The organism is Labilibaculum sp. (assembly GCF_041595635.1).
In the GTDB taxonomy this organism is placed as follows: domain Bacteria; phylum Bacteroidota; class Bacteroidia; order Bacteroidales; family Marinifilaceae; genus Labilibaculum.
Map to the genome: position 1 here is coordinate 1 of NZ_JBFHJW010000027.1, position 22,766 is coordinate 22,766.

General features: G+C 37.4%; 13 protein-coding genes. All 13 read right to left on the reverse strand.

Annotated elements, in window-relative coordinates; translation table 11 throughout:
• Positions 1–333 precede the first annotated feature (333 nt).
• A complete protein-coding gene (locus ABYT26_RS09480; protein WP_372753218.1) occupies positions 334–3,552 on the reverse strand; it encodes a glycoside hydrolase family 2 TIM barrel-domain containing protein in 3,219 nt (1,072 codons plus the stop codon).
• 736 nt (positions 3,553–4,288) lie between these two features.
• Positions 4,289–5,296, reverse strand: coding sequence for an aldose epimerase family protein (locus ABYT26_RS09485; protein WP_372753220.1), 1,008 nt, complete (start codon positions 5,294–5,296; stop codon positions 4,289–4,291).
• Between the two features lie 38 nt (positions 5,297–5,334).
• Entirely contained in the window at positions 5,335–6,537 is a 1,203-nt protein-coding gene (locus tag ABYT26_RS09490) for an MFS transporter (protein ID WP_372753221.1), read from the reverse strand.
• A 59-nt stretch (positions 6,538–6,596) separates the two neighbouring features.
• On the reverse strand, positions 6,597–7,871 hold the full coding sequence (locus ABYT26_RS09495; RefSeq protein WP_372753223.1) for a galactokinase: 1,275 nt from the start codon (positions 7,869–7,871) through the stop codon (positions 6,597–6,599).
• A gap of 29 nt (positions 7,872–7,900) precedes the next feature.
• Entirely contained in the window at positions 7,901–8,935 is a 1,035-nt protein-coding gene (gene galE, locus ABYT26_RS09500; RefSeq protein ID WP_372753225.1) for a UDP-glucose 4-epimerase GalE, read from the reverse strand.
• Between the two features lie 2 nt (positions 8,936–8,937).
• Entirely contained in the window at positions 8,938–9,984 is a 1,047-nt protein-coding gene (locus ABYT26_RS09505; protein WP_372753227.1) for a UDP-glucose--hexose-1-phosphate uridylyltransferase, read from the reverse strand.
• A gap of 419 nt (positions 9,985–10,403) precedes the next feature.
• Entirely contained in the window at positions 10,404–11,417 is a 1,014-nt protein-coding gene (locus ABYT26_RS09510; protein ID WP_372753229.1) for a GntR family transcriptional regulator, read from the reverse strand.
• 369 nt (positions 11,418–11,786) lie between these two features.
• Entirely contained in the window at positions 11,787–13,751 is a 1,965-nt protein-coding gene (locus ABYT26_RS09515; protein ID WP_372753231.1) for a sulfatase-like hydrolase/transferase, read from the reverse strand.
• A 95-nt stretch (positions 13,752–13,846) separates the two neighbouring features.
• A complete protein-coding gene (locus ABYT26_RS09520) occupies positions 13,847–15,319 on the reverse strand; it encodes a sulfatase (RefSeq protein ID WP_372753233.1) in 1,473 nt (490 codons plus the stop codon).
• 99 nt (positions 15,320–15,418) lie between these two features.
• On the reverse strand, positions 15,419–16,891 hold the full coding sequence (locus tag ABYT26_RS09525; protein ID WP_372753235.1) for an arylsulfatase: 1,473 nt from the start codon (positions 16,889–16,891) through the stop codon (positions 15,419–15,421).
• Positions 16,892–16,962: 71 nt separating this feature from the next.
• Entirely contained in the window at positions 16,963–17,850 is an 888-nt protein-coding gene (locus tag ABYT26_RS09530) for a BT_3987 domain-containing protein (RefSeq protein WP_372753237.1), read from the reverse strand.
• Between the two features lie 11 nt (positions 17,851–17,861).
• A complete protein-coding gene (locus ABYT26_RS09535; RefSeq protein ID WP_372753239.1) occupies positions 17,862–19,661 on the reverse strand; it encodes a RagB/SusD family nutrient uptake outer membrane protein in 1,800 nt (599 codons plus the stop codon).
• 29 nt (positions 19,662–19,690) lie between these two features.
• Complete coding sequence (locus tag ABYT26_RS09540) at positions 19,691–22,747, reverse strand: SusC/RagA family TonB-linked outer membrane protein (RefSeq protein WP_372753241.1); 3,057 nt, start codon at positions 22,745–22,747, stop codon at positions 19,691–19,693.
• Positions 22,748–22,766 lie beyond the last annotated feature (19 nt).

Here is a 22,766-nt window from a genome sequence, read left to right on the forward strand (position 1 = left end):
ATCAGCCTATTTGGCCACAAGGGAAGCGACCATAAAATGGACGATGCCGATCCAAAACTGGGGAGTGATACTCAATCAGTTTTTAGCTATATTTGAAGAAAGGGTCAGACTTAACTAAAGTCTAACCCTGGAAATATCACTCACACACTTTGCGGGACAGTGTCTCATAAAAAAAACATCAAATAGGCTATAGTGAATTAAACTAAGTCTATTTGATGTTTGTAATTTCCTCGTCAGAAGGAAACTAACATTGTATTTTAATAACTTACTATCCAATACTGCCTTGTCTCTTTTATACTAAAGTCAAAGCTATATCATGGCTTTTTTGTTCTATTAAAACTTCAACTTTGACAAATCAGAAGCTTTATCATTTGTTGTAATCGCTCTCATTCTGAATGAATAACAATATTCTTTGGCCATTAACCTGTACTCTTCATGAGTTAAAGCCCCCCAGCTATTATCGCCACCAACACCTATTTGTCGGTAATCGATATTCACGGAGGTTAAATCCCTTGGTTTTACGTCAGTAGTATGACGATTAACAACAGGAACACCATCCACCTGACGACCATCGGAGCGCTCAGGAGATTCGAAATCTTCCATGATATTGTGATGTGCACTCACCTCTAATAATTGGCTTCCACTTACAAATAAACCAAGTCCATTCCGATCTGTAATTGTCATCCAACGAACATCTGTTTTATTTCCATTTTCCTGCGGACGAACATATGCCCAATACTGGTCGGCTACACTTCCAGAATATACCCCAACATAAGCGCCTGTTTTTCTATCAGCATACGATTCTTGTGGTCCACGACCGAACCACGACATCTGATGGAAAGAACGAGGCATTTCTAGATTCATACCCATTCTGATGATCTCAGGCAAACTATCTTTGGTCATTTTAAACTGATTATTCACGATAAGATCTCCAGAACCAAAAACGGTATACTCAGATTTATAGGTAGCGATTTCCTCATTCTTTTCATCTACTAATAAAAAGTCAGCGATTATTGAAACTTTATTATTCGCCAGTTGCTTCACTGCGACCTTCTCTACTTTTCTATTCTGACCGGCTTTCCTCCATACCACAGCTCTTTTATTCAATCTATTTCCAAAATCATTATCGGTAGGAGCTCTCCAGAAATTAGGGACAGGACCCAATTTTAGCAACTCAGTTTCTCCTGTTTTGAAACTTTGCAAGACCCCTTTTTCCTTATCAAAAATCAAAGAAAATTTATCGCCGGAAACACTTACCGCTGTTTCAGAATCGACCAGACTTAATCCAGGTAATTTGGCAACATCCACTTTTTGAAGGGGAATATAAACCGGCAATTCAAATTGTTCACTTGCTAAAATGGTACCCGATTCTACAAGAGTCCAATTGTCTTTTAAAACGGCATTGATTTGCAAGAAATACTCCACTCCAGCTTCAGGAACAAATTCATAATCCAAATCAATTTTTTCTGATTTTCCTGCTTCTAAATTGGATGTAAATGAACCCTTAGCAATAAGTTTACCCTCTCCAGATACTTTCCAAACAAAATTGAATTTATCAAGATTAATAAATGCATATTTGTTTTGAATGGATAGGCTTCCTTTTTGCAAATCAATTGCCTTGAATCCAATATATTGATATACCTTCTTTACTTCCAATAAATGAGGTTTAACACCCCGATCAGGATCCACCAAACCATTCAAACAAAAATTCCCATCTGAAGGCACATCTTTAGGTCCAAAATCACCTCCATACGCCCAATAATCTTCACTTTGCTCATTCTGGCTTAATAATCCCTGGTCAACCCAGTCCCAAATAAAACCACCTTGCAAACAGTCATAACTTTCAATTAAATCCCAATAATCCTGAAAATTACCAAGACTATTGCCCATAGCATGTGCATACTCACACTGAATCAATGGCTTATCTGCTTTCCCCTTCGCATATTTCTCCATTTTATTCATTCTCATGTACATGGGACAATTGATATCTGTATTGGCTCCACCATGTGCTTGTTCGTATTGCACCGGACGTGTTGAATCATATTCTTTCAACATTTTATAGGTTGCCATGAAGTTTACGCCATTACCGGCTTCATTACCCAAAGACCAAATTAGGATTGAAGCTTGGTTTTTATCGCGTTGATACATGTTGTTGGTACGATAAATATGGGCAGCCATCCAAGTGGAGTCTTTAGCCAATGATTCTTTACCATATCCCATACCATGAGATTCAATATTCGCTTCATCAACCAAATACAAACCATATTGATTACATAATTTATACCACTCCTCAGCTTGTGGGTAGTGCGAGGTACGAACAGCATTGATATTATGTTCCTTCATGGTTTTAATATCCAAAAGCATCGTTTCACGATCTACTACATGACCTGTTTCGTCGTGATGTTCGTGAAGATTTACCCCTTTAATATAAATCGGCTTGCCGTTTACCATTAACTGACTGTTCTTAATTTCCACCTTACGGAAACCTATATCTTGCTTAATCACCTCCAAGATTTCCTCATTTTCACCCTTAAGAGTAATCACCAATTGATAAAGATTAGGTGTTTCAGCGGTCCATTTTCTAACCTGATCAATCTTGGTCCCAAAAGAAAATGTTGTCGAAGAATTTGCTTTCACCTCATCCACAAGAGTGAGATCAACAATCTTTTTAGCCTGATCTAAAACTTCAGCAGTAAGGGTCTTGCTTCCATTCTCTGCCGTTTTGTTAGCTACTTCCACCGACAAATGAAGTAATCCATCCGTGTAGGTTTCATTCAAATCGGCAATGACTCTAAAATCACGAACGTGCGTTTTATTTCTTGCCAGCAGATATACGTCGCGAGTCATTCCGCTTAAACGCCAAAAATCCTGATCTTCCAAGTAGCTTGCATCACTCCAGCGATATACCTCAACAGCTACTGTATTTTCTCCCTCTTTCAAATAATCTGTAATATTGAATTCTGCAGGCGTTTTACTGTCTTCGCTATAGCCTACCTTTTGCTCGTTTACCCATACATAAAATGCAGAACTTACTGCACCAAAATGAATGTATGTTTCCTTGTCTTTCCAATCTGAAGGAATCGTAAAAGTTCTCTTGTAGGAACCAACAGGATTGTAATCATCTTGAATGGTTGGAGGTGTTTTTTCGTGAGGATATTTCTTATTGGTATAAATTGGGACATCAAATCCTTCTATCTCCCAATTGGAAGGAACTTTAATCTCAGTCCAATCACTCGTATCATAATCATCTTTAAAGAAATAGAAAGGTCTTTCTGATGGATTATGCGAAAGGTTAAACTTCCATTTTCCATTTAATGATTGAAAAAAAGTTGATTCCCATTGCTTATCAGCCAATGCTTGATCCACACTTGCGTAAGGAATAAACGAAGCCCTTGCTTCTTCTTTATTCATTTGAAATACCTGTTGATTTTCCCAATCGGCAGGAGACTTCTCCTCGAATGGAACATTCTGGTACTTGTTTGTAGATGTACACGACACGCTTACAATAGCTAGTATACACAACAAGTAATTTAAAATTGTTCGACAATTCATAGTTTTAGTTTATATCAGTTATCAATAGTCTATCTTGTTACTTCTTTAGTAAAAATTCTCTGAAGCTCGTTTTCCATCTTCGTAAGAATTTTTTTATTCTTATTGGCTACATTTATTTCTTCTTTTACAATCCTGTTTAAATCGTAAAATTGAGGAACTTCAGAAAAGCCTGAATCAAGCCCTTTATGAACCTTGATGCCAGCATTCGCATTAACATCCTCAACGGGTTTACTATCCTTCTATTTCCCATATCTTAACAAATAAGTAGGCTTCTTCCAGCAAAAATTTCCTAGCCAGCTTCGCCTTTCCTCAGATCGTTTCCATGCTATCTGGATAATCATTGGTAAGTTCAAAAATAGGAAGAGTTTAACTATTTTCGGATGCATGTATGTGATAAGCTTTGCCATCATCATCAACAACAGTCATCTCTCTTAACATTTGCCCCTGTTTAAAATTGCGATGTGACTATTTTCCCAAACGAACTTCCTCTCTGTCCTTTTCGCTCTAAGCTTTAGCACTTTCATCAAACACCATCCTTTTTAAATTTAAAATCAGTAAAAAAAATCAATTCACTTCATAAAAAAAACACCAAATAGGGTTTAGTGAATGTAAACCAAGTCTATTTGATGTTTTTAAATTTCCTCCTCAAAAGGAACCTAACATTGTGTTTTTATAACTTATTGCCCAATGTGCCTTGCCTCTTTTATCTCAAAGACAAGGCTTCATCAAGATTTTTTTAGCAGAATTTATAGATACAAACGTGCTTGTATTTCTCCCCTGGTTTTAAAATAGCATTGGGAAAATGATCGTGATTTGGAGAATCTGGAAAAATTTGAGTTTCCATAGCAATACCCGCACAAGCTTCGATTGGAGCGCCATTTTTTCCGATTTCAGAACCATCAAAATGAGCCCCAGTATAGATCTGAATACCTGGCTGATTGGTATAAACTTCCATTTTACGACCCGATTTAGGATCTGCAAGAACACCAACTAATTTCACTGATCCATCACAATCGTCAATCACAAAATTGTGATCAATTCCACCAATCATATTGATCTGTTCGTGATCCGTATCACAAGCTACTTTTACTTCCTTTGCACTTGTAAAATCAAACGGAGTATCCTTTACAGAAACAATTTCTCCAGATACCGTTCCAAGATCTGCTGAAATAGGAGTATAATTAGAAGCGTTCAACTGCAATTTATGATTTTCGGCTGAAGCTTTCCCCGCACCACCCAAGTTAAAGTAAGCATGACTGGTTAAATTAATCAAAGTAGCCTTCGTAGTTTCTGCTTCGTACTCAATCACAAACTGATTGTCTTCAGTTAGACCATAAATAACCGAAACATCAAGTTTCCCAGGGTATTTTTGATCGCCATCCTCACTTGTTAAGCTCAATTGATAAGCCTGTACAAATTTATCAGAAGTAATTGGAGCAACAGCCCAAATTCTTGCGTTGAATCCATCAACACCACCATGTAGGTGATTGGTTTCATTGTTACAGTCCAATTGAAATTTTTCTCCCTCAATTTCAAATTTTCCCCCAACAATTCTATTGGCATAACGACCGCATAATGCACCGAAATAGCCGTCACCTGCAATGGTTGCATCCATGCTGTCGTAACCCACTACAACATCATCAATGTTTCCTTTTGCATCTGGTACTTTTACGGATATGATCTGTCCTCCTCTTTCGATAAAGGTGATTTCTATATTCTTATTTTTAAGTGTGTAAGCACGCATTTGATAATCTTTTTTTGAATTAATATTCGATAGAAAAACTAAGCTACTTGTCTTCTGATTTTCGCACCTTTTAAAGCAAAGAAAATAATGAAAGCATAAAATACCCAAAGTACCATATAGGCTGTTGAGATATTAGATATCGCTTCAATACTTCCCATTACGTAAGTCCAAAGTCCAACAAATACAACACCAGTACATAGAATACCCGAACCCAGCTTAGCAGCACCTGGAGCAACATCTTTAAGAGAAAGATCGAAAATTACCGACCACATGATTGAATGAAACAATCCGGTTGCTAAAATCGCACCCAAAGAAACCATTCCTGTTGTTGAAACAGTTACCAAAATCATTAATGCTCCTAATAAGGAAGAAATAGCTAAGACTTTATTTGGTGAAAATTTATTAAGAATTCCAGCACCTGCAAGTCGACCCACTACAAATCCAAAAGGATATACACCCATGAAAAACTTAATCGAATCAGCATCTAAACCAATTTTTGTTTCCATGTATCTGAAAAGAAAAGAATTGACACCAACTTCCAGTCCCATATACATTCCGATGGCAATAAATCCCATTATTAAATGAGGATAAGACCAGGCAGATCTGTGTGAACCACTGTTGGTATCTTCACTACTATCTGCAATTGCAGGAAGTTTCATGAAATACAATAGAACTCCAGTAATAACTGCAACTCCTCCGAGTACATAATAGACAGGTTTTGCTAACATAGCATCTGCAGCAGGATCTCCAGTCACCTGACTTAGAATTAAGCCTGTTCCTACAACTGGAGCTAATACCGCTGCCGCCGAATTCACAGCCATTGCCAAGGTTAACCTTGCTGAAGATGTTTCAGGACTTCCCATTGCAATTACGTAAGGATTTGCTGCTACCTGTAAAAGAACAATTCCTACTGCACTCACAAATAGTGCGAACAAAAACATTCCAAAACCTGCTGTAACTGCAGGAATAAATAGTAAACTACCTATACCTGTTATTAATGATCCAATGATTACACTTTTTTTATAACCTATTTTCTTAACAAATCCTCCCACAGGAATTGAGAAGATATATGCACTAAAAAAAGCTGCATTTACTAACTGAGCAACCGCAGGCTCAAGATCGTATAGTTTCTGTAAAAAAGGAACTAATACTCCATTCATCCATGTTACAAATCCCAAAAGGAAAAGTAAAAAAGACATGATGATAAAGGGTACCGTATAATTCGTTTTTGAATTTCCCATTATTTTATTTTTTATCTTATTTAAATTCTTAAATAATAATTCAAGCAAACTGCTTCAACCTATAATTCTACTTTAACTGATCCCTGAGCTCTAATGAATAGTTTATGACAGTTACCTTCGCCAAATACCGATTCTAGAGTTGAAATGTACTCTTCCAATAGATCATTAGGAACAAAAGCTTGAATTGTTCCGGCAAATCCACCACCATGAACACGCCATGCACCTTTACCTTTCAACACTTGCTCACTCAAAGCCAAAGCAAGAGCTACACTTTGATATTTTGGCTGACCGCCAACAAAAATATTTTGATTGTACATGTACGAGCTAAATCCTGATTCAATCACAAGACCTAAGAATTTTTGGAATTCATTCGCTTCTAAAGCAGCAACCTGATCCACTACACGAGCGTTGTCTCCCTGAAAGTGCATAGAACGAAGAATAGCACGATCGCCCACTTTTTCGCGAATCGCTGGAATCCCTTTTACTACATCTTCCATAGAAAGAGGACGAAGAACTTCCTGACCTAACTCTTTAGCTACTGCTTTCATTTCTCCTGGAAGAGAATTGTATTCAGCATCTAAGCCACCATGACTACCACCTGTATTGGTGATTACCAATGAGTATCCTGTTTTTGCGAAATCGAAATCCAAAGCTTTTACAATAGGGTTAGCTGGATTTTCAAAATCGATAGTAATGAAACCACCCACAGCACACGCTGTCTGATCCATTAATCCACAGAATTTTTTACAGGCATGCTCTGCTTTCTGACCAATTTTTGCATTGTCAACAGGATCTAATTTTCCATCGTTAAATAGGTGACTGAAAATTGCACCGATCAATACTTCGAAAGAAGCAGATGAGCTTAAACCAGAACCTTCAGGAACAGCTCCATCAATAACCGCATCGAAACCAGATACTGTAAGACCTAATTCTTTAATTCCTGCAGCAATTGAACGAACTAAATTTGTTGGTGTAACCTGAAATTCAGTCACCTCAAGATTCGACAAATCTACTTCGAATGGAGGGAAACCCACCGAGTTGATACGAACTACATTCGTTCCATTGGCAGCAGCAACAGCAATATTATCCAAATTTACAGCTCCCGCCAACACTCTACCTAGCTGATGATCGGTATGATTACCACCTACCTCAGTACGACCTGGAGAACTAAACAATGTTGCCTCATCGCTACCAAAAGCAGTCTGAAAATCTGCCAATTGTTTTGAATAACGATCTGCTTGTAATTTTAAGGTAGCTTCATCGTTTCCGTATAAAGCTGTGAAGGCTTTATTATTGCCTCCATTAAGTTTCTCAATTATTGCATTTATTTTCATCTGTTATCTATTTTAATAAATTGTAGTTCTTAGTTTTTAATCGATGCTCTGTAATTATTCTCCCAATCCCATGCAGACTTGGTCATTTCATCGAGTGTTTTTTCAGCTTTCCAACCCAAAACAGTATTTCCAATCGTTGTATCCGCCCAAATTTTAACAATATCGCCCGCTCTTCGCGGAGCAACAACATAATTCAATTTTTTGCCTGATGTTTTTTCGAATGATTTAATAAGCTCGAATACAGAAAAACCGTTCCCCGTACCGATATTAAACATCTCATACGAGCTAGCATTTCTACCGTCAATCATACGCTCTATGGCGATAATATGAGCCTTCGCTAAATCAACAACATGAATGTAATCGCGAATACAAGATCCATCAGGAGTATCGTAATCGTCGCCAAACACACTTAATTGATCGCGCAAGCCGTAAGCCGTTTGGGTTACAAAAGGCATTAGGTTGGCAGGAACCCCAATTGGCAATTCACCTATCTGTCCAGAATCATGAGCTCCGATAGGATTAAAATAGCGCAAGGCAATTCCTTTAATTTTTGCCCCTGAAGCAATGGTATCTCTCAAAATACTTTCATTTACCTGCTTGGTATATCCGTAAGGTGATTCTGCAGGTTTAACAGGAGCATTCTCTGTTACAGGCAACTCATCGGGCTGACCATAAACCGTGCAAGAAGATGAGAATACAAAATTTTCAATTTCATACTTCTTCATTCCCTCCAATAAATTTAGCATGGTCACTAAATTGTTGCGGTAATAATGCAATGGAATACTTACAGATTCACCTACCGCTTTTGCTGCGGCAAAATGAATAATTCCCTGCAAATCATTATTTTCAGCAAAAAACGCATCCAATTTAGCTTGATCCAACAAATCCATTTCGTAGAATTTCGGGCGAACTCCCGTAATCTTTTCGATACTATCAACAACTCTAAGTTCAGAATTCGATAGATTATCAATAATTACAACTTCGTACCCCTTACTTATCAACTCGACTGTAGTGTGCGAACCAATATATCCGGTTCCTCCGGTTACTAATATCTTTCCCTTCATGCTTATTTATGCTTGTAATGTATCTTAGGTAATTCTCTTAATCTTTTGGCAGCTCCTTCTGCTGTGATATCTCTTTGTGGTGTCCCCAACATTTCGTATCCAACCATAAATTTTTTAACGCTAGCCGAGCGTAACAATGGTGGATAGAAATGCATGTGTAGGTGCCATTCGGAATGCTCTTCTCCATCGGTTGGAGCTTGATGCAATCCTGCAGAATAGGCAAAAGAAACCTCAAATAAATTATCATACATTATTGTCAGTTTCTTATAAATATCGGCTAAATCAGTTCTTTCCTCATCGGTTAATTCCAATAGGTTCGAAACTGCTCTTTTGCTAATAATCATGCTTTCGAATGGCCAAACTGCCCAGAAAGGAACTAAAGCAACAAATGAGTCATTTTCAGCTAAAATTCTTTCCTTCTTTTCCAGTTCGCTATTCAAATAATCGAACAACATAGTTCTTCCCTGCTTTTCGAAGTATGCTTTCTGAGTGTCAGATTCCTTCGATGTCTCCAAAGGAACCAATCCTGATGCCCAAATTTGTCCATGTGGATGCGGATTAGAACATCCCATGATAGCCCCTTTATTTTCAAATATCTGAACGTAACCAATGTCTTCGCGATCACCTAGCTCTTTGTATTCTTTACACCAAAGATCTACCACTTTACGGATATTTTCCACTTCCATTTCGGGAACCGTAAGACTATGATTTGGACTAAAGCAAATTACTTTACAAACTCCTGATTCACTCTCTGCTCTGAAAAGCTCACCATCTTCGAATTTTCCTTTTGGAGTATCCTGCAATAGAGCACTGAAATCATTCTGAAAAGAATAAACATCCTTGTAATCAGGATTATTCTCACCACCAATACGCTCATTACGCGGACATAGATAACATTCTGGATCGTGCGATGGACGAACATCTTCCACAAGCTTCTCAACCTGACCTTGCCAGGGTCGTTTCGATCTGTGTGGTGAAACAAGCACCCATTCTCCAGTTAAAGGATTGTACCTTCGGTGAGGATTCTCGATATAATCAAACTTACTCATAGCTACCTTTTTTTATATTTTCGATTCTTTTTTTATCCGCTAGTAATTTCTTTAAAATGATAACGGACCCTTTAGAACCATTTCGTTTCTATTTTGTAGAACAAAGAATTGAATTTTGCCAGGTTCAATTAGCTCAATTATGCAATTAACTTTGAGGGGGGCAATAGTGTCAACAGCAGCCCGGCAATCTTCAACTCGTTCATTGTATTTCTTTTGTATTAAAATAAGAATTGCATTGCTTGGTTTCTTTACGCATTTCTATTTTAAATTTTAACAATTGTAAAATGGATCACTCAACCTTACTGGTTGGTACTGGTGGGTAAATTTATGCTTTTTTTATTAAAATCCAAAAGATCTTAAAAAAATAAAGCTCTGATTCACAAGAATCAGAGCTTTTAACAGAATTGCTTATCTAGGTTTTACAAAGAGCTTCTTCGTATTAAACAGGCTTGATTCTCAATAAGTTCTTTTTTTGAGTTTAGTACCATATCGGCAAGTATTCGTCCCATCTCTTTAAAATCGGTACTTATTGTTGTGATTCCATCAACAACAATTTCTTTTAGTGGAGTATCGTTGTAAGAAATAATTCCCAAATTTTCACCAATGCTTAAATTTTGTTTTTTTGCTTCTTTCACAAGCGTAACCAAATCGATATCGTTGGGAACAATATATACTTCGCCAGCATTAATATGATGATCTTGTAGGGTATTGATAACCTCGAATTTCCATTGATCCTGATAACTACTAATAAATTTCTTGAATCCTTTCAACTGACCCAGCGGTTCTTTTCCTCCTGGATATACAAAACAGATTGTATCGTATTTTTCCAATAAATCGAGTCCCGATTTCAAAGCATTAAAAACATCTTTTTCGAAATTCTGATAGACAGCCGGATAATATTTCTTTAAGCTTACAGTCGTTTGATCGAGAATGTAAACTTTATCTTGTGGCAAGTTTTTTAGCACATTGTATGCATCCTTAAACTTTGCCGGCATAATGATATAGGAGGTGTACTTGCCATTATTATTCTCTATTAGCTCTTTAAATACGGATCGATTAAAATGGTGAAAATAGATATCAACAGAAACATCTTCTCCCAAATGTTCGATAAATGCATTGTATAAAATCTCTTTAAACACATTAAATTCTTCGAAGAGTAAGAATATTTTTTGTTTAAATTTTGTGGCTGTACTTTCCAGATAGTATCCTTTTCCTGGAACTGAGGATACAATTCCTTTTGCCTTTAACTCATTAAAAGCTACTAAGACAGTATCTCTCGACAAGCCAAACTCCTTACAAATGGAGTTTATAGAAGGTAATCTGTCGCCAATTAAAATTTCTCCTTTATCTATAGATTGAAAAAGAGAATTTATTAACTGCTTGTATTTTGGTGTTCCTGATTCTTTAGATACTTGAAAAATTCCGGACGGCATATTATTTGTATTTGAATGTAAATGGAATAGATGCAAATATACAAATTTTACTACTGATACCTACCGGTATGGTTAATTGATGAATATCTTTCACTGTTTTAGCCCTATGAATAAAACCATTGTAAATGAATTTGCTATTCCATCACACACGCAAGTATAAACACAAAAGCCTTATTTACTTCATGAATACTTAATGGAATGACTCGCACAAGCTCAATTAAAAAACACTATGATCCGAAAAATGATCATCGCTAATTTACAAATTCCCTTTTTTTTTCAAAAAAAAGAAAATCTTGATCCATCTATTTATAAAAAAAAGAAAGGGGTAGACTCAACTAGAGTCTACCCCTTCTTCCTAGTAAAAATAACTTAGGGTCTTGTTGGAGCCCATTCTTTCACCCGTTTCTTATGATTCTTAAGGAAGTTGTTAACCGCCTTTTCTTCAAACAAATCTTTATTGGATAGTTTTCCAAAATTGACTAAAATTCCCCTTGCCATAAATCGCAATTCGCTATTTTTAGCCGTTTTTGCAATTTCTTCGATATCCAACAAATACGGCTTAATCCTATCCCCTAACTCCTCTAATGAAGATAATGAGAGTCCGTTACCAGATTTAGCTTGTTGAATTAAGCTTTCAATCCCTTGCTTTTCTTTTCCTGCATATACCAAAGCTTCGGCTGCTGTTGCCTGCACACAATGCGCTTCATCTTTGCTGGCCAAAAATAATTCTGCTGGCACTTCATTCAGTTTACCTGCAAAAGCTAAATTTGCTAAGCCCGAAGCAGCCCAAAATCTAAATTCCACCTTCTCGTTCGACAATAATTCAATAAAATACTCTTTATTGCTAACCTGGCTTAAAGATGCTTTTTCAACTAAATGATGCAAGTCTGTTAACGGATAATCATTTTGTCTTACCCAGTCATACAAAGCAATGTTCTTCTCCACCAAATCATCTCTTACTTCCTTCGGAAAAAATCCCACATCCGAAGTCGCTTCTATCTGATTCTTAACCTTAGTACGCAATTTCAATAGAATCTCCTGATAGTCTGGATTCGTCGCTAAATTATGTAAACCATAAGGATCTTTCTTGGAATCGTATAATTGTTCCGTAGGTCTGGCTTGATAATAGGACTGATGCTGAGGCTTACATTCTCCTGCATAATACAAGCTATCCCAAGCAGTTTGTGCCGGCATTCCCCATTGAAATGATTGCTTTAAAGCATGAACTTTATAGGGTGTATAATTTTTGATGTACTGAAAATCACCATCTAAAACCGAACGGGAAGGATCAAAATGGGGTCCAGTATTCGTTCTAAAACAGTAAGCACAATCGCGAGCTGCTTCTTTAAAATCCCCCATAAAAGCTTTCCCCTGCATGTGTTCGGGAGGTTTAACTCCAGCAATACTAAGTAGTGTGGGTCCAAAATCGGTAAATTGAACTAAACGATCGCTTCGTTCTCCTGTTTTTGCAGGCAGCAAGTGCTTCCATTTCTCTGGAGCATAAATCACTAAAGCCGAACGAAAAGCCGTTTCATACGGAAATGCTTTCCCTCTGGGCAGACAACCTCCATGATCCGAAAAGAAGAAAATAATGGTATTTTCAAGAAGTTTTCTTTCTTTTAAATCAGCTAAAAATAATCCCACCCATTTATCTGCCGAAACAACTCCATCCATGTGCAATGCAAAATCGGAACGCACAGCAGGAAGATCTGGAACGTGAGGAGGTAATTCCACAGAGTTAGGATCTACAATAGTAGCTTCCCTGTTCTCAACCGATACCGTAGTCATGCGACTCATGTGCGTCGTAGGATTGTTAAACTGAGCAAAAAATGGTTTATCGCCTCTTAATGAATCGTTATAACTTGCATTTTTACCATCCTCTTTGGCATAACCACTCATTTTATCCCAAGCAATACTATAAAAATCTTTTTGTACTTGTTTGGTAATATTGTAGTCCGTTTTACCCGCATTTACACAGAAATATCCCCCTTCACGAAGGTATTGAGGAAAAAAATACTGCTGAGGAACAATATTTCCATTCCTGTGCCAATCACAGCCATAAGTTGTTGCATGCGATCCACTAATTAAAGAGGAACGCGCTGGAGAACATTGTGGTCCATTGGCAAAAGCATTGGTAAAAACAAGACCATTATCTGCCAGGTAATCAATATTTGGCGTTTGAATTGATTTATTTCCATAAGCAGGCAATAGATAGGGAGAGGTATCCTCAATCACCAGGAAAAGAATGTTGGGTCGATCAGCCTCCTTTGCCGATTGGGAATAAATAGGACTTATGGAAACGATCGATAGAAACAGTATAAGTAAGACTTTCATATGATTATAATTTGATATTTTTGCCATATATACTTACCATATAATCATCTCCCTGTGTAGAAAGATTGATACATGGACGTTTCATATTTTCGATTTTATTTTAACGCTTTTGCTTTATTAGCAGGAACATATTCCCTCATTTTTTCCCTTTCAAATTCAGGATCATAATCCAAGTTGATTTCTTCAGGAATGGGAGCGTTGGTTTCTATCAACCAGGCATCCATAAGACCTTTTAATTCATCACGCTTTTGCGGATTTTTATCAGCAAGATTATTTTTCTCACCCAGATCCTCAGCTAAATTGTAGAGTTCCATACTTTGATCCTCGTAGTAAAAATGAAGTTTCCAATTGCCTTTTCGAACAAGTGTTCCCGGACGAGTTCGGAACAGTGGATCGCGAGTTTCTCTAGCACTTTTTTTATTCCCTTGAATGTAAACAGGGAAGTGATAGTAAATAGCACGTTCCTGTATACTTTCGTTTCGTAGTAACAGTCCAACAAGACTTTCTCCATCGAGAGATTCAGGATTGCATTGATTCTCCCCGACCAATTCCATGAAAGTTGGGTAAAAATCTAAATTAGTAACAGGAGTATCTGTTTTTCCAGATTTTATATGATCTGGCCATTTTATCGCTAAAGGGACTCTAATACCACCTTCGTAATAAGATCCTTTTCCTGCTCTTAATGGATTTTGCCTAGAGACACCGTATACACCTCCATTATCCGAAGTAAAAACCACTAAGGTATTCTTATCCAAATTGAGTTGCTTTAATTTATCAAGAATCAAACCAACATTAGAGTCTACCCCTTCAATCATGGCAGCATAAGCAGGATTATTTTGTCCGACAGTCCCTTCTTTACGTTTATATTTTTCAATAAGAGCCTCTTTTCCCTGAAGAGGAGTATGAACTGCATAGTATGGCAGATAAAGAAAAAAAGGTTTTTTTTGGTTCGTTTCGATAAAAGAAAGAGCCTCATTTGTGAGTCGATCGGTTAAACATTCACCTTCAGGAGCTTCTATATTCGGAATTACATAAGGAGCAAAATAATTTTTAGGATGTCCCTGTCTACCTCCTCCTACATTCACATCAAAACCTTGGGTGAGGGGATCTTCACCCACGTGCCATTTCCCAAAATGACCCGTTACATAGCCTGCATCCTTCATCATTTCAGCCAAGGTATAGACACTATCCGCCAAAAATTCAGTGTTTTTTATGGGAATAATCTTTCTCGTTTGGGTTTTGCCTCTATCTGAAGGAGATACGGTATAGACGCCTGTACGTGTTGCATTTGTTCCAGAAATTAAACAAGCTCGACTGGGTGCACAATTTGCCGCTCCAGCATAAGCCGATGTAAAAACCATACTTTCCGATGCCAGCACATCTATATTGGGGGTTTCATAATAGGAACTCCCCATAAAGCCTACATCTTTCCAGCCCAAATCATCTACCAAAATAAATACGATATTGGGTTTCGCTGTCTTCTTAACCTTACTACCTGATACAGACAAACAACTTACGCTTAATAGGAGCAATAAAATAAATCCGATAGGATAATTTTTTTTCATCATTAGTAAGAATTTATATCAATACGTTCCAATTTATAATCTGATATTATATAAAAAGAGGTTGCTTGTTACAGGCAACCTCTAGTACTAAAACCCTAACAATTAATTACCTACAAGGGTAGACATTTGGAATTTGAAGATATCCGATTCCGTTCTGGCATTCTTCATTATTTCTTTAATTTTTGCCACAATATCAGGATGATCCTCAGCAATATCGTTTCTTTCTGAGGGGTCCTCGGAAAGATTGTACAATTCAAATTTACCATGCTTAGAAACATTGTAGATTACTCCTTTCCAATCTCCCATACGAACCGCTAAGCGACCCCCTTTTTCGTGAAATTCCCAATAAAGATAATCATGCTCTTTTTGCTCATCCTTCTGCAATAAGGTAGGCAACATAGAAATTCCATCGATTGGAGAAGATAGTTTAGCTCCAGTAATTTCTGCTAATGTTGGTAACACATCCCAAAATGCGGAAATATGATCGCTTACAGTTCCTTGTTTAATTTTTCCTGGCCATACGGTAATAAAAGGACATCTGATACCTCCTTCGTATAAATCACGTTTAATACCACGAAATTTTCCACTGCTCTTAAAAAACTCAGGATCTCCACCTCCCTCATCATGAGGTCCATTATCACTAGCGAACATGATGATGGTATTATCCGCAATGCCTAACTCTTCAAGTTTGCTTACAATTTGTCCCACATAAGCATCCATTCTAGTAACCATAGCCATGTACATCGCTCTTGGCGTAGGTTGAGAACAATACTTCCAAATTTCTAAATCGGGTCCATAATCTCCACCTTCTGAAGCTGTATAAGGTTTTTCTTCAAAGCGTCCTTTGCAGGTAGCTAAAATAGAATCATCTGGAGAAATCAATTCGGCATGAGGAAGAGCAAAAGGAACAAATGCAAAAAAGGATGTATCCTTATTGTTCTCAAGAAACTGAAAAACTGCTTTCTGGATTTCATCATGAGCATAGGTAACCGTATTCTGCCAATCGTTACCTGCCATGTGAATTTTCTCCTGATTGTGCCACAAATAGGGTGGATAATAACGGTGTGCCATCCGCTGACAATTGTATCCATAAAATTCATCAAAACCCTGATTGTTAGGATCTCCTTCGGAACCCGGATAGCCAAGTCCCCATTTTCCAAAAGCACCAGTCGTATATCCGGCAGTCTTTAAAACTTCAGCAAGAGTAACAGCCTCTGCTGGTATTGGGTTTTGTCCTTCTGGCATCACCTCCATATTCCCACGAATAGGCGTATGTCCAGTGTCCTCACCTGTCAGCAAAGTAGACCGTGAAGGTGCGCAAACGCTAGAACCACTATAGTGCTGAGTAAATTTCATTCCATTAGCCGCCAAACGATCGATGTTTGGAGTCTGAAATTTTTCTTGTCCATAGCAACTCAAATCGCCATATCCTAAATCATCAGCTAAAATATAGACGATATTAGGCTTAGAAGTATCTTCTTCGGCACCGTTTTTTTCTTTTGAAGCATTACATCCACAAAGAGAAAAAATCCCCATGAGCCCACAACAGATATATAATTTATTTTTTAAATTCATACAAAAAATTTTAAAAGATCCTTTTCATAGGGAGGAATAAATCCTCCCTTTTACCATTTCATTTAAGAGGACTACCACTCTTCGTACCTAATATCATCTTCCGGATCCTGACGAAGGATCAATGTATCTGACACGCTATATGAAATACTTGACTTTGTAAGTTCTACATTTAAGTAAAAGGTCTTCTCATCTTCATCATAAATACAGTTATCATCGTTGGTAATCGTTACATCATCAGAAGTAACATCAACTGTATTATCATCATTTACTGTCAGTTCCATATCTCCAGTAATTGAAGATCCAAAATAAGTAGCACTTATGGTGTTAAGACCTAAAGTAGAAAACTCCTTCACATCATTTTGACTTAAGTCAGCATCATAAAAAGTGGTCGTATCAGTAGGAAAACCATCCTCACCCAAAGTGTATTGTACACCTTTAGAATAGTAGTATCCGTGATAAGGACTTACATACTTTACTACAATGATAGAGTAATCCTTTGTTGATAAAATACTATCAACGGAAGTATTATTTAACAAAAGAGGAATTGCATAGGTTTCATCCATTGCGAATGCATCAGCAGTAAACAGATCCCTATCGAAAGTACAAGTAACCGTTCCTGCATATTCGCCTTTTTCGATCACAAATATAGAGTCGTTACTTAATGAGTAATACTCCTCAGGCAGTACGGTAAACAGACCTTCAGTATCGTAAATCGCCAACAAATCCTCATCTACAGAATAGGTAGCCCATTCATCAGAGTTATTTTCGAGCACACCCCCAATGGTCACGCCCAACTCCAATTCCATTGTATCGCGAGCAACAACCGTACGTATTGGCGTTTGCGAACCAAAATATACGGTAGTATAATCATAATCGTAGGTATAATCTTCATATTCCTCGCATGAGAATAGTGTTGCTAATAACAAAATCCCACTTAAAAAAACTGTTATTTGTTTCATATTCTTCATAATTACCATCCTTTATTATTTTTCATATTCGGACTCTTCACCAACTCATCAGTAGGTATGGGACCGTAATAGTATTTATCAGCATCAAAATTTCTTTCTTCAACTGCAATACTTGTTCCTTCGGGATCGGTACCATAAAATGTTAGCTCATCGCCACTCATTTCGATCGTACAACCGGTTACTGTTTCGTTAAGAGGCAATAACCAACGACGCATATCGAAGTATCGTAAGTTTTCAAAGGCGAACTCTATTCTACGGTCGTTTTGAATCAAGTCTCTTAAGTCATCAGTTCCCATACCTGCTACTTCATCAAGATACACATCATTAGAAATACCAATGGATTCATTCCGTATCGTACGCATAATCTCTAAAGCCGATGTGGTCGTACCTGTAACAATTCCTGTAGGACCAACCGCTTCATTGGATGCTTCAGCCCAGTTATAATAAACTTCAGCTCTACGCAATATGGCATGCATATGCATGGCATTTTGTTTTTCGCCTACAGCTAACATATCTGCTGTTTGCGACAACCATTTGCGCAGGTAATAACCAGTTCTGGTATTTCTATATTCCGCACCAGGAGCATCCGTCCCCAATTCACCTGTATCAATATCCTCATAAATCTCTAAGGCTCTTCCCGCATCTTCTACAGCATCACCATTGTGGTAAAGCACTAGATCCATACGAGGATCTCTATTGTCATAAGGATTTTGAGGATCGTAAGAAGAACGTGAGTCTGTAATTGGATAACCATCGCTATCAGGAAAAGCATTCACCAAATTTTGAGATGGACTCGTATATCCATTTCCATTAAAATCAGGAGGTAAATTACGTGATTCCAAGGAGTTGTTATTATGATATTCTCTAAATAGAAAATCATCAGGAGTGGTTGACAAGCTAGAACCTGCCAACATACTTTCTGTTAAGGCAGTAAAACTACCTAGCTCACCAGTATTAATTGCTTCGTATGCCACTAGAGCAGCTCTTTCCCATTTGCTGGTAATTGAATCACTGGAGATAGAATAGGCTCCCTCTGGTTGATAAGCAGGACTGGCTCCATAAATAGTCACGCGAGATTTAAGTGCGTGAGCAGCTTTTGATGTTGCCCTACCCTCAAATGCATCGGTACCATAAACTACAGCATAGGAAGATCCATATTCGGCAGGTAAGTAATAAATGGCCGTATCACAATCAGCCATTATTTGCTGCACACAATCTTCGTAGCTATCTCTGGCTACATCTTCGGTAACATTACCCTCACTAGAATCTACATATTCAATAGATATAGGATATCCTAAAGCTTCTCCATCATCGGTAACACCGCCATATATTTGAAGTAGTTTCATGGACCAAAAAGCTCTTAAAAAGTAAGCTTCCCCTTTTAGTCTAACTCTATATAAAGAATCAATTTCTGCATCTGGCAAGTAGTAAGTGATATCATCACTTAAACCATATTCCAGAAACATGTTTACATATCCTATTTGGGTATAACAATTATCCCAAATACCAATAGGATTAGATGAGGAAGATAGTGATCCGCTAGCCAATTGGTAAGCCGATGATGAGTAATTATTAGTTACCGCATTATCCGTAGCTGCATCTAAAAAGTTATTTCCATAGTGATCAAATTGACCATCTATATTGCTATAGGCATTTAACAAAACACCTTCGGCCTTATCTGGATTTACCCAGGTATATTCAGCACCATAAGAATTATCTATTTCTGGTTCTAATGTGTCTTCGCATGCTGACAATGCGAAAACCGAGAAAGCACAGATTAAAATATATCTAATTAATTTCATACGCTTAAATTTTTCTTTCATGTTTGTACCTAAAAAGATAGTGAAACCCCAGCCGTTAAGGTTGTTAATACAGGGTAATTAGACACACCTGAATTGGGTGTTTCTGGATCTAAATCATCAACTTTTGAAAGAACCCACAAATTTGAACCTCGCGCGTAGACTTTTATCTTACTTGCAATGGCTGATTCGTTTCTGTTATCGAATGTATAGCTAAGCTCTACATTTTTTAGACGGAAAAAACTAGTGTTTTCAATCCAGAAATCAGAATTCACATTATTATTGTCTCCTTCTGTAGTTGTAAGGCGAGGTTGATTACCATTCGGGTTATTCGTAGCATGATAACGATCAAAAGCTACATCAGAATATTTGCCAGTTCCGTAATTGGTATAGTAATCGTTGTTTAAGTACGATTGCACACCAAAACGGGCAGTTCCCAAGACATAGAGTCCCCATCCCTTGTAGCTAAGAGTTACATTCACTCCAAGCATAGTAGAAGGAAAACTAATTCCTATTTCTGTTTTATCCAGATCGTCAATTACACCATCATTATTTAAATCGGCATAAGCAATATCTCCTTCACCATAAGAACCAAAAGATTGTGTTGGAGCTCCCTCCAAATCAACATCTTTACCAAAAAGACCTAAGCTCTTATAGCCCATCATCACATCCGTGGATTTTCCTTCTGTTCTTCTATATTCCTCTTCATAATCCACTTCATCTTTTTTCACATACTCGTTGCGCGCATAAGTTATATTGGCGCCTAGTTGATAACTAAAATTACCAGAACGCTTGCTCCACTTAACTTCAGCTTCGAAACCTTTGTTTGCTATTTCTCCCGCATTTTCGTAGTAATACAGTCCACCATAAATACTTGACCATTCAGAATCTACCAAGTCAATAATATCGTATCGGTACTCATTGAAATAATTAGCGGCAAAAGAAAGATGATTGTTAAAAGCGACTCCTTCGATACCAATATTTAATTCGCGAGATTTTTCCCAATCAAGATTTTCATTCCCCATATAATCAATAGAGGTCACATCTGTTGATGTTTTATTTGAATCTCCAAATTTTGTAGTCCCATTATCGTACCAGCAATCTTCATATAAATAGGATGAGGTTGCAGTATCATAACCAATAATACCCCAACTGGCTTTAAGCTTCAGAAAATCGATAAGTGAATTATCACTCATGAATTCCTCCTCGGAAAGTATCCAGGCGGCGCCAAAAGCATAAGACATAAAATGTCGGTTTCCTTCCTGAAACTTATTGCTTCCCATTAAGGCTGCATTGGCTTCGAAGATGTATTTATTATCTATTGTATAATTGGTCCGCAAAAAGGTATTATCGGTTTCAATATCCTGAGAAGAACCATTCACCACATCGTAATAACTAAAGTACCCTAGGGTTGAGCTAAAATCTACAGATCCAATTTCTCTATCATAATCAACCTGTGCTGTATAACCATACGCACGAGTTGTATAATCTGAAGTTAGTTCGTAAGTATCACTTGTAGCAGCTTCCTGTCTTAAGACAAAAGCGATAGTATCGGTTCCATCAGTGTTTACTGTCGCGTAAGGATCATATGTAGCTGGGGTAATGTCTAGTGTTTCCTGTCCGTAAAAAAAGTTATCGAAGGTGACAAAACCTTTTGCAGATAAACCTTTGGTAATTTTACTTAAGTCAAAATTAAGTCCCATACTTATTTCGCCAGTAATGGTGTTATCTTCAACATCGCCACTATAGGCAAGCGAACCTAAAAGATTGGAAGCATATAGGGAACTTGCTCCTAAAGCAGGAACACCATCAGAAGTAGCCGCAATGTATTCCTCATCAATAATCATAGGATATTCATTAGGACGATGATTACTAAGAGCTGAAAATGTTTCAGAATCCCAAAGTGAACTTCTTTTGTACTTATTCTGAACAAAAGACATTCCCATATTGGCCGAAATACTTTTAGTAACATTTACATCAATATTACTTCGAAGATTAAATCGGCTATAAACAGGTTCCACCCCTACCGACTGAAGACCTAAGTTCTGAACATAGCCCCCAACAACCGAATAGGTAACACTCTCATTCCCTCCTGAAAATTCAGCAGCATATTTCGAATAGGTAGTACTATTTTTTAGAAAGTAGTCATAGTAATCAACATCTGGATGAAGAATATCATTCGGTCCTGCACTACTTTTATAGTCTGCTAAATCACCTGCAGAATAAATCGTTGACAATCCATCATTTTCGCGTGCTTCGTTATACAAAGTAGCATAATCGTAGGAGTTCATAAAATCAGGCAAACGAGTAGGTAAACCTACGCCAAAATCTGCACTTACTTTCATAACTTTAGTATGAGCTTTTCCTCTTTTAGTTGTAACTAAAACAACTCCAGAAGCAGCTCTTGAACCGTAAAGAATTTTAGCCGTAACATCTTTGATTACTTCAATAGACTCAATTTCTTCAGCGATAATATCATCGAGACTTCTTTCAATACCATCCACAATAACTAAAGCGGAATTGTAATTATTACTTGATTTTCCTCTTACGTAGAGAGAAGCACCATTCAGCAAACCTCCTGTTGAATTTTCAACCATCAGTCCCATAGCCTGTCCCTGTAGTGCTTTAGATAATTTAATTCCTGAATAGCTCACTAAATCTTCGCCTTGAATACGGGTGGCAGCACCTACCATATTGCGAGTCGATTCATGAATAAGCATAGGAAGGTTGCGTTGATCATTATAACCTGCATAAGTCAGGCTTTTTGTCAAGCTTATTTGTTTTAAACTACTTTTTATTTTTAAATCCCAAAGGTAAGGCTCATAATTAGTTAACTCAACCAGCAGTTTACCGCCTTGTTTTGTTTTAATTTTGAAACTTCCGTCTTCCTGAGAATAGCTTTTGATACTCCCTTCATTTGCTGTGATAAGCGCATTCATTAGGGGTTCCCCATTTTCGTCTACCACCACAGAAGCTACTTCGATGGTACTTACTTTCTTTTTCTTTTGACCATTAACAGTAGTAGGAATCGTCAATAAAAATAAAGCAAGGAAAACCAACAAGTATTGTTTATATAGCATGTTTTTCATTTTCATTAGTTTAGATAAA

What these genes read in the sequence shown, in the direction of transcription:
- ABYT26_RS09535 (WP_372753239.1), bottom strand. Translation starts at nt 19,661, where the DNA reads ATGAAATTAATTAGATATATTTTAATCTGTGCTTTCTCGGTTTTCGCA.
- ABYT26_RS09490 (WP_372753221.1), bottom strand. Translation starts at nt 6,537, where the DNA reads ATGGGAAATTCAAAAACGAATTATACGGTACCCTTTATCATCATGTCT.
- ABYT26_RS09540 (WP_372753241.1), bottom strand. Translation starts at nt 22,747, where the DNA reads ATGAAAAACATGCTATATAAACAATACTTGTTGGTTTTCCTTGCTTTA.
- ABYT26_RS09525 (WP_372753235.1), bottom strand. Translation starts at nt 16,891, where the DNA reads ATGAATTTAAAAAATAAATTATATATCTGTTGTGGGCTCATGGGGATT.
- ABYT26_RS09515 (WP_372753231.1), bottom strand. Translation starts at nt 13,751, where the DNA reads ATGAAAGTCTTACTTATACTGTTTCTATCGATCGTTTCCATAAGTCCT.
- ABYT26_RS09495 (WP_372753223.1), bottom strand. Translation starts at nt 7,871, where the DNA reads ATGAAAATAAATGCAATAATTGAGAAACTTAATGGAGGCAATAATAAA.
- ABYT26_RS09485 (WP_372753220.1), bottom strand. Translation starts at nt 5,296, where the DNA reads ATGCGTGCTTACACACTTAAAAATAAGAATATAGAAATCACCTTTATC.
- ABYT26_RS09530 (WP_372753237.1), bottom strand. Translation starts at nt 17,850, where the DNA reads ATGAAACAAATAACAGTTTTTTTAAGTGGGATTTTGTTATTAGCAACA.
- ABYT26_RS09510 (WP_372753229.1), bottom strand. Translation starts at nt 11,417, where the DNA reads ATGCCGTCCGGAATTTTTCAAGTATCTAAAGAATCAGGAACACCAAAA.
- ABYT26_RS09505 (WP_372753227.1), bottom strand. Translation starts at nt 9,984, where the DNA reads ATGAGTAAGTTTGATTATATCGAGAATCCTCACCGAAGGTACAATCCT.
- galE (WP_372753225.1), bottom strand. Translation starts at nt 8,935, where the DNA reads ATGAAGGGAAAGATATTAGTAACCGGAGGAACCGGATATATTGGTTCG.
- ABYT26_RS09520 (WP_372753233.1), bottom strand. Translation starts at nt 15,319, where the DNA reads ATGATGAAAAAAAATTATCCTATCGGATTTATTTTATTGCTCCTATTA.
- ABYT26_RS09480 (WP_372753218.1), bottom strand. Translation starts at nt 3,552, where the DNA reads ATGAATTGTCGAACAATTTTAAATTACTTGTTGTGTATACTAGCTATT.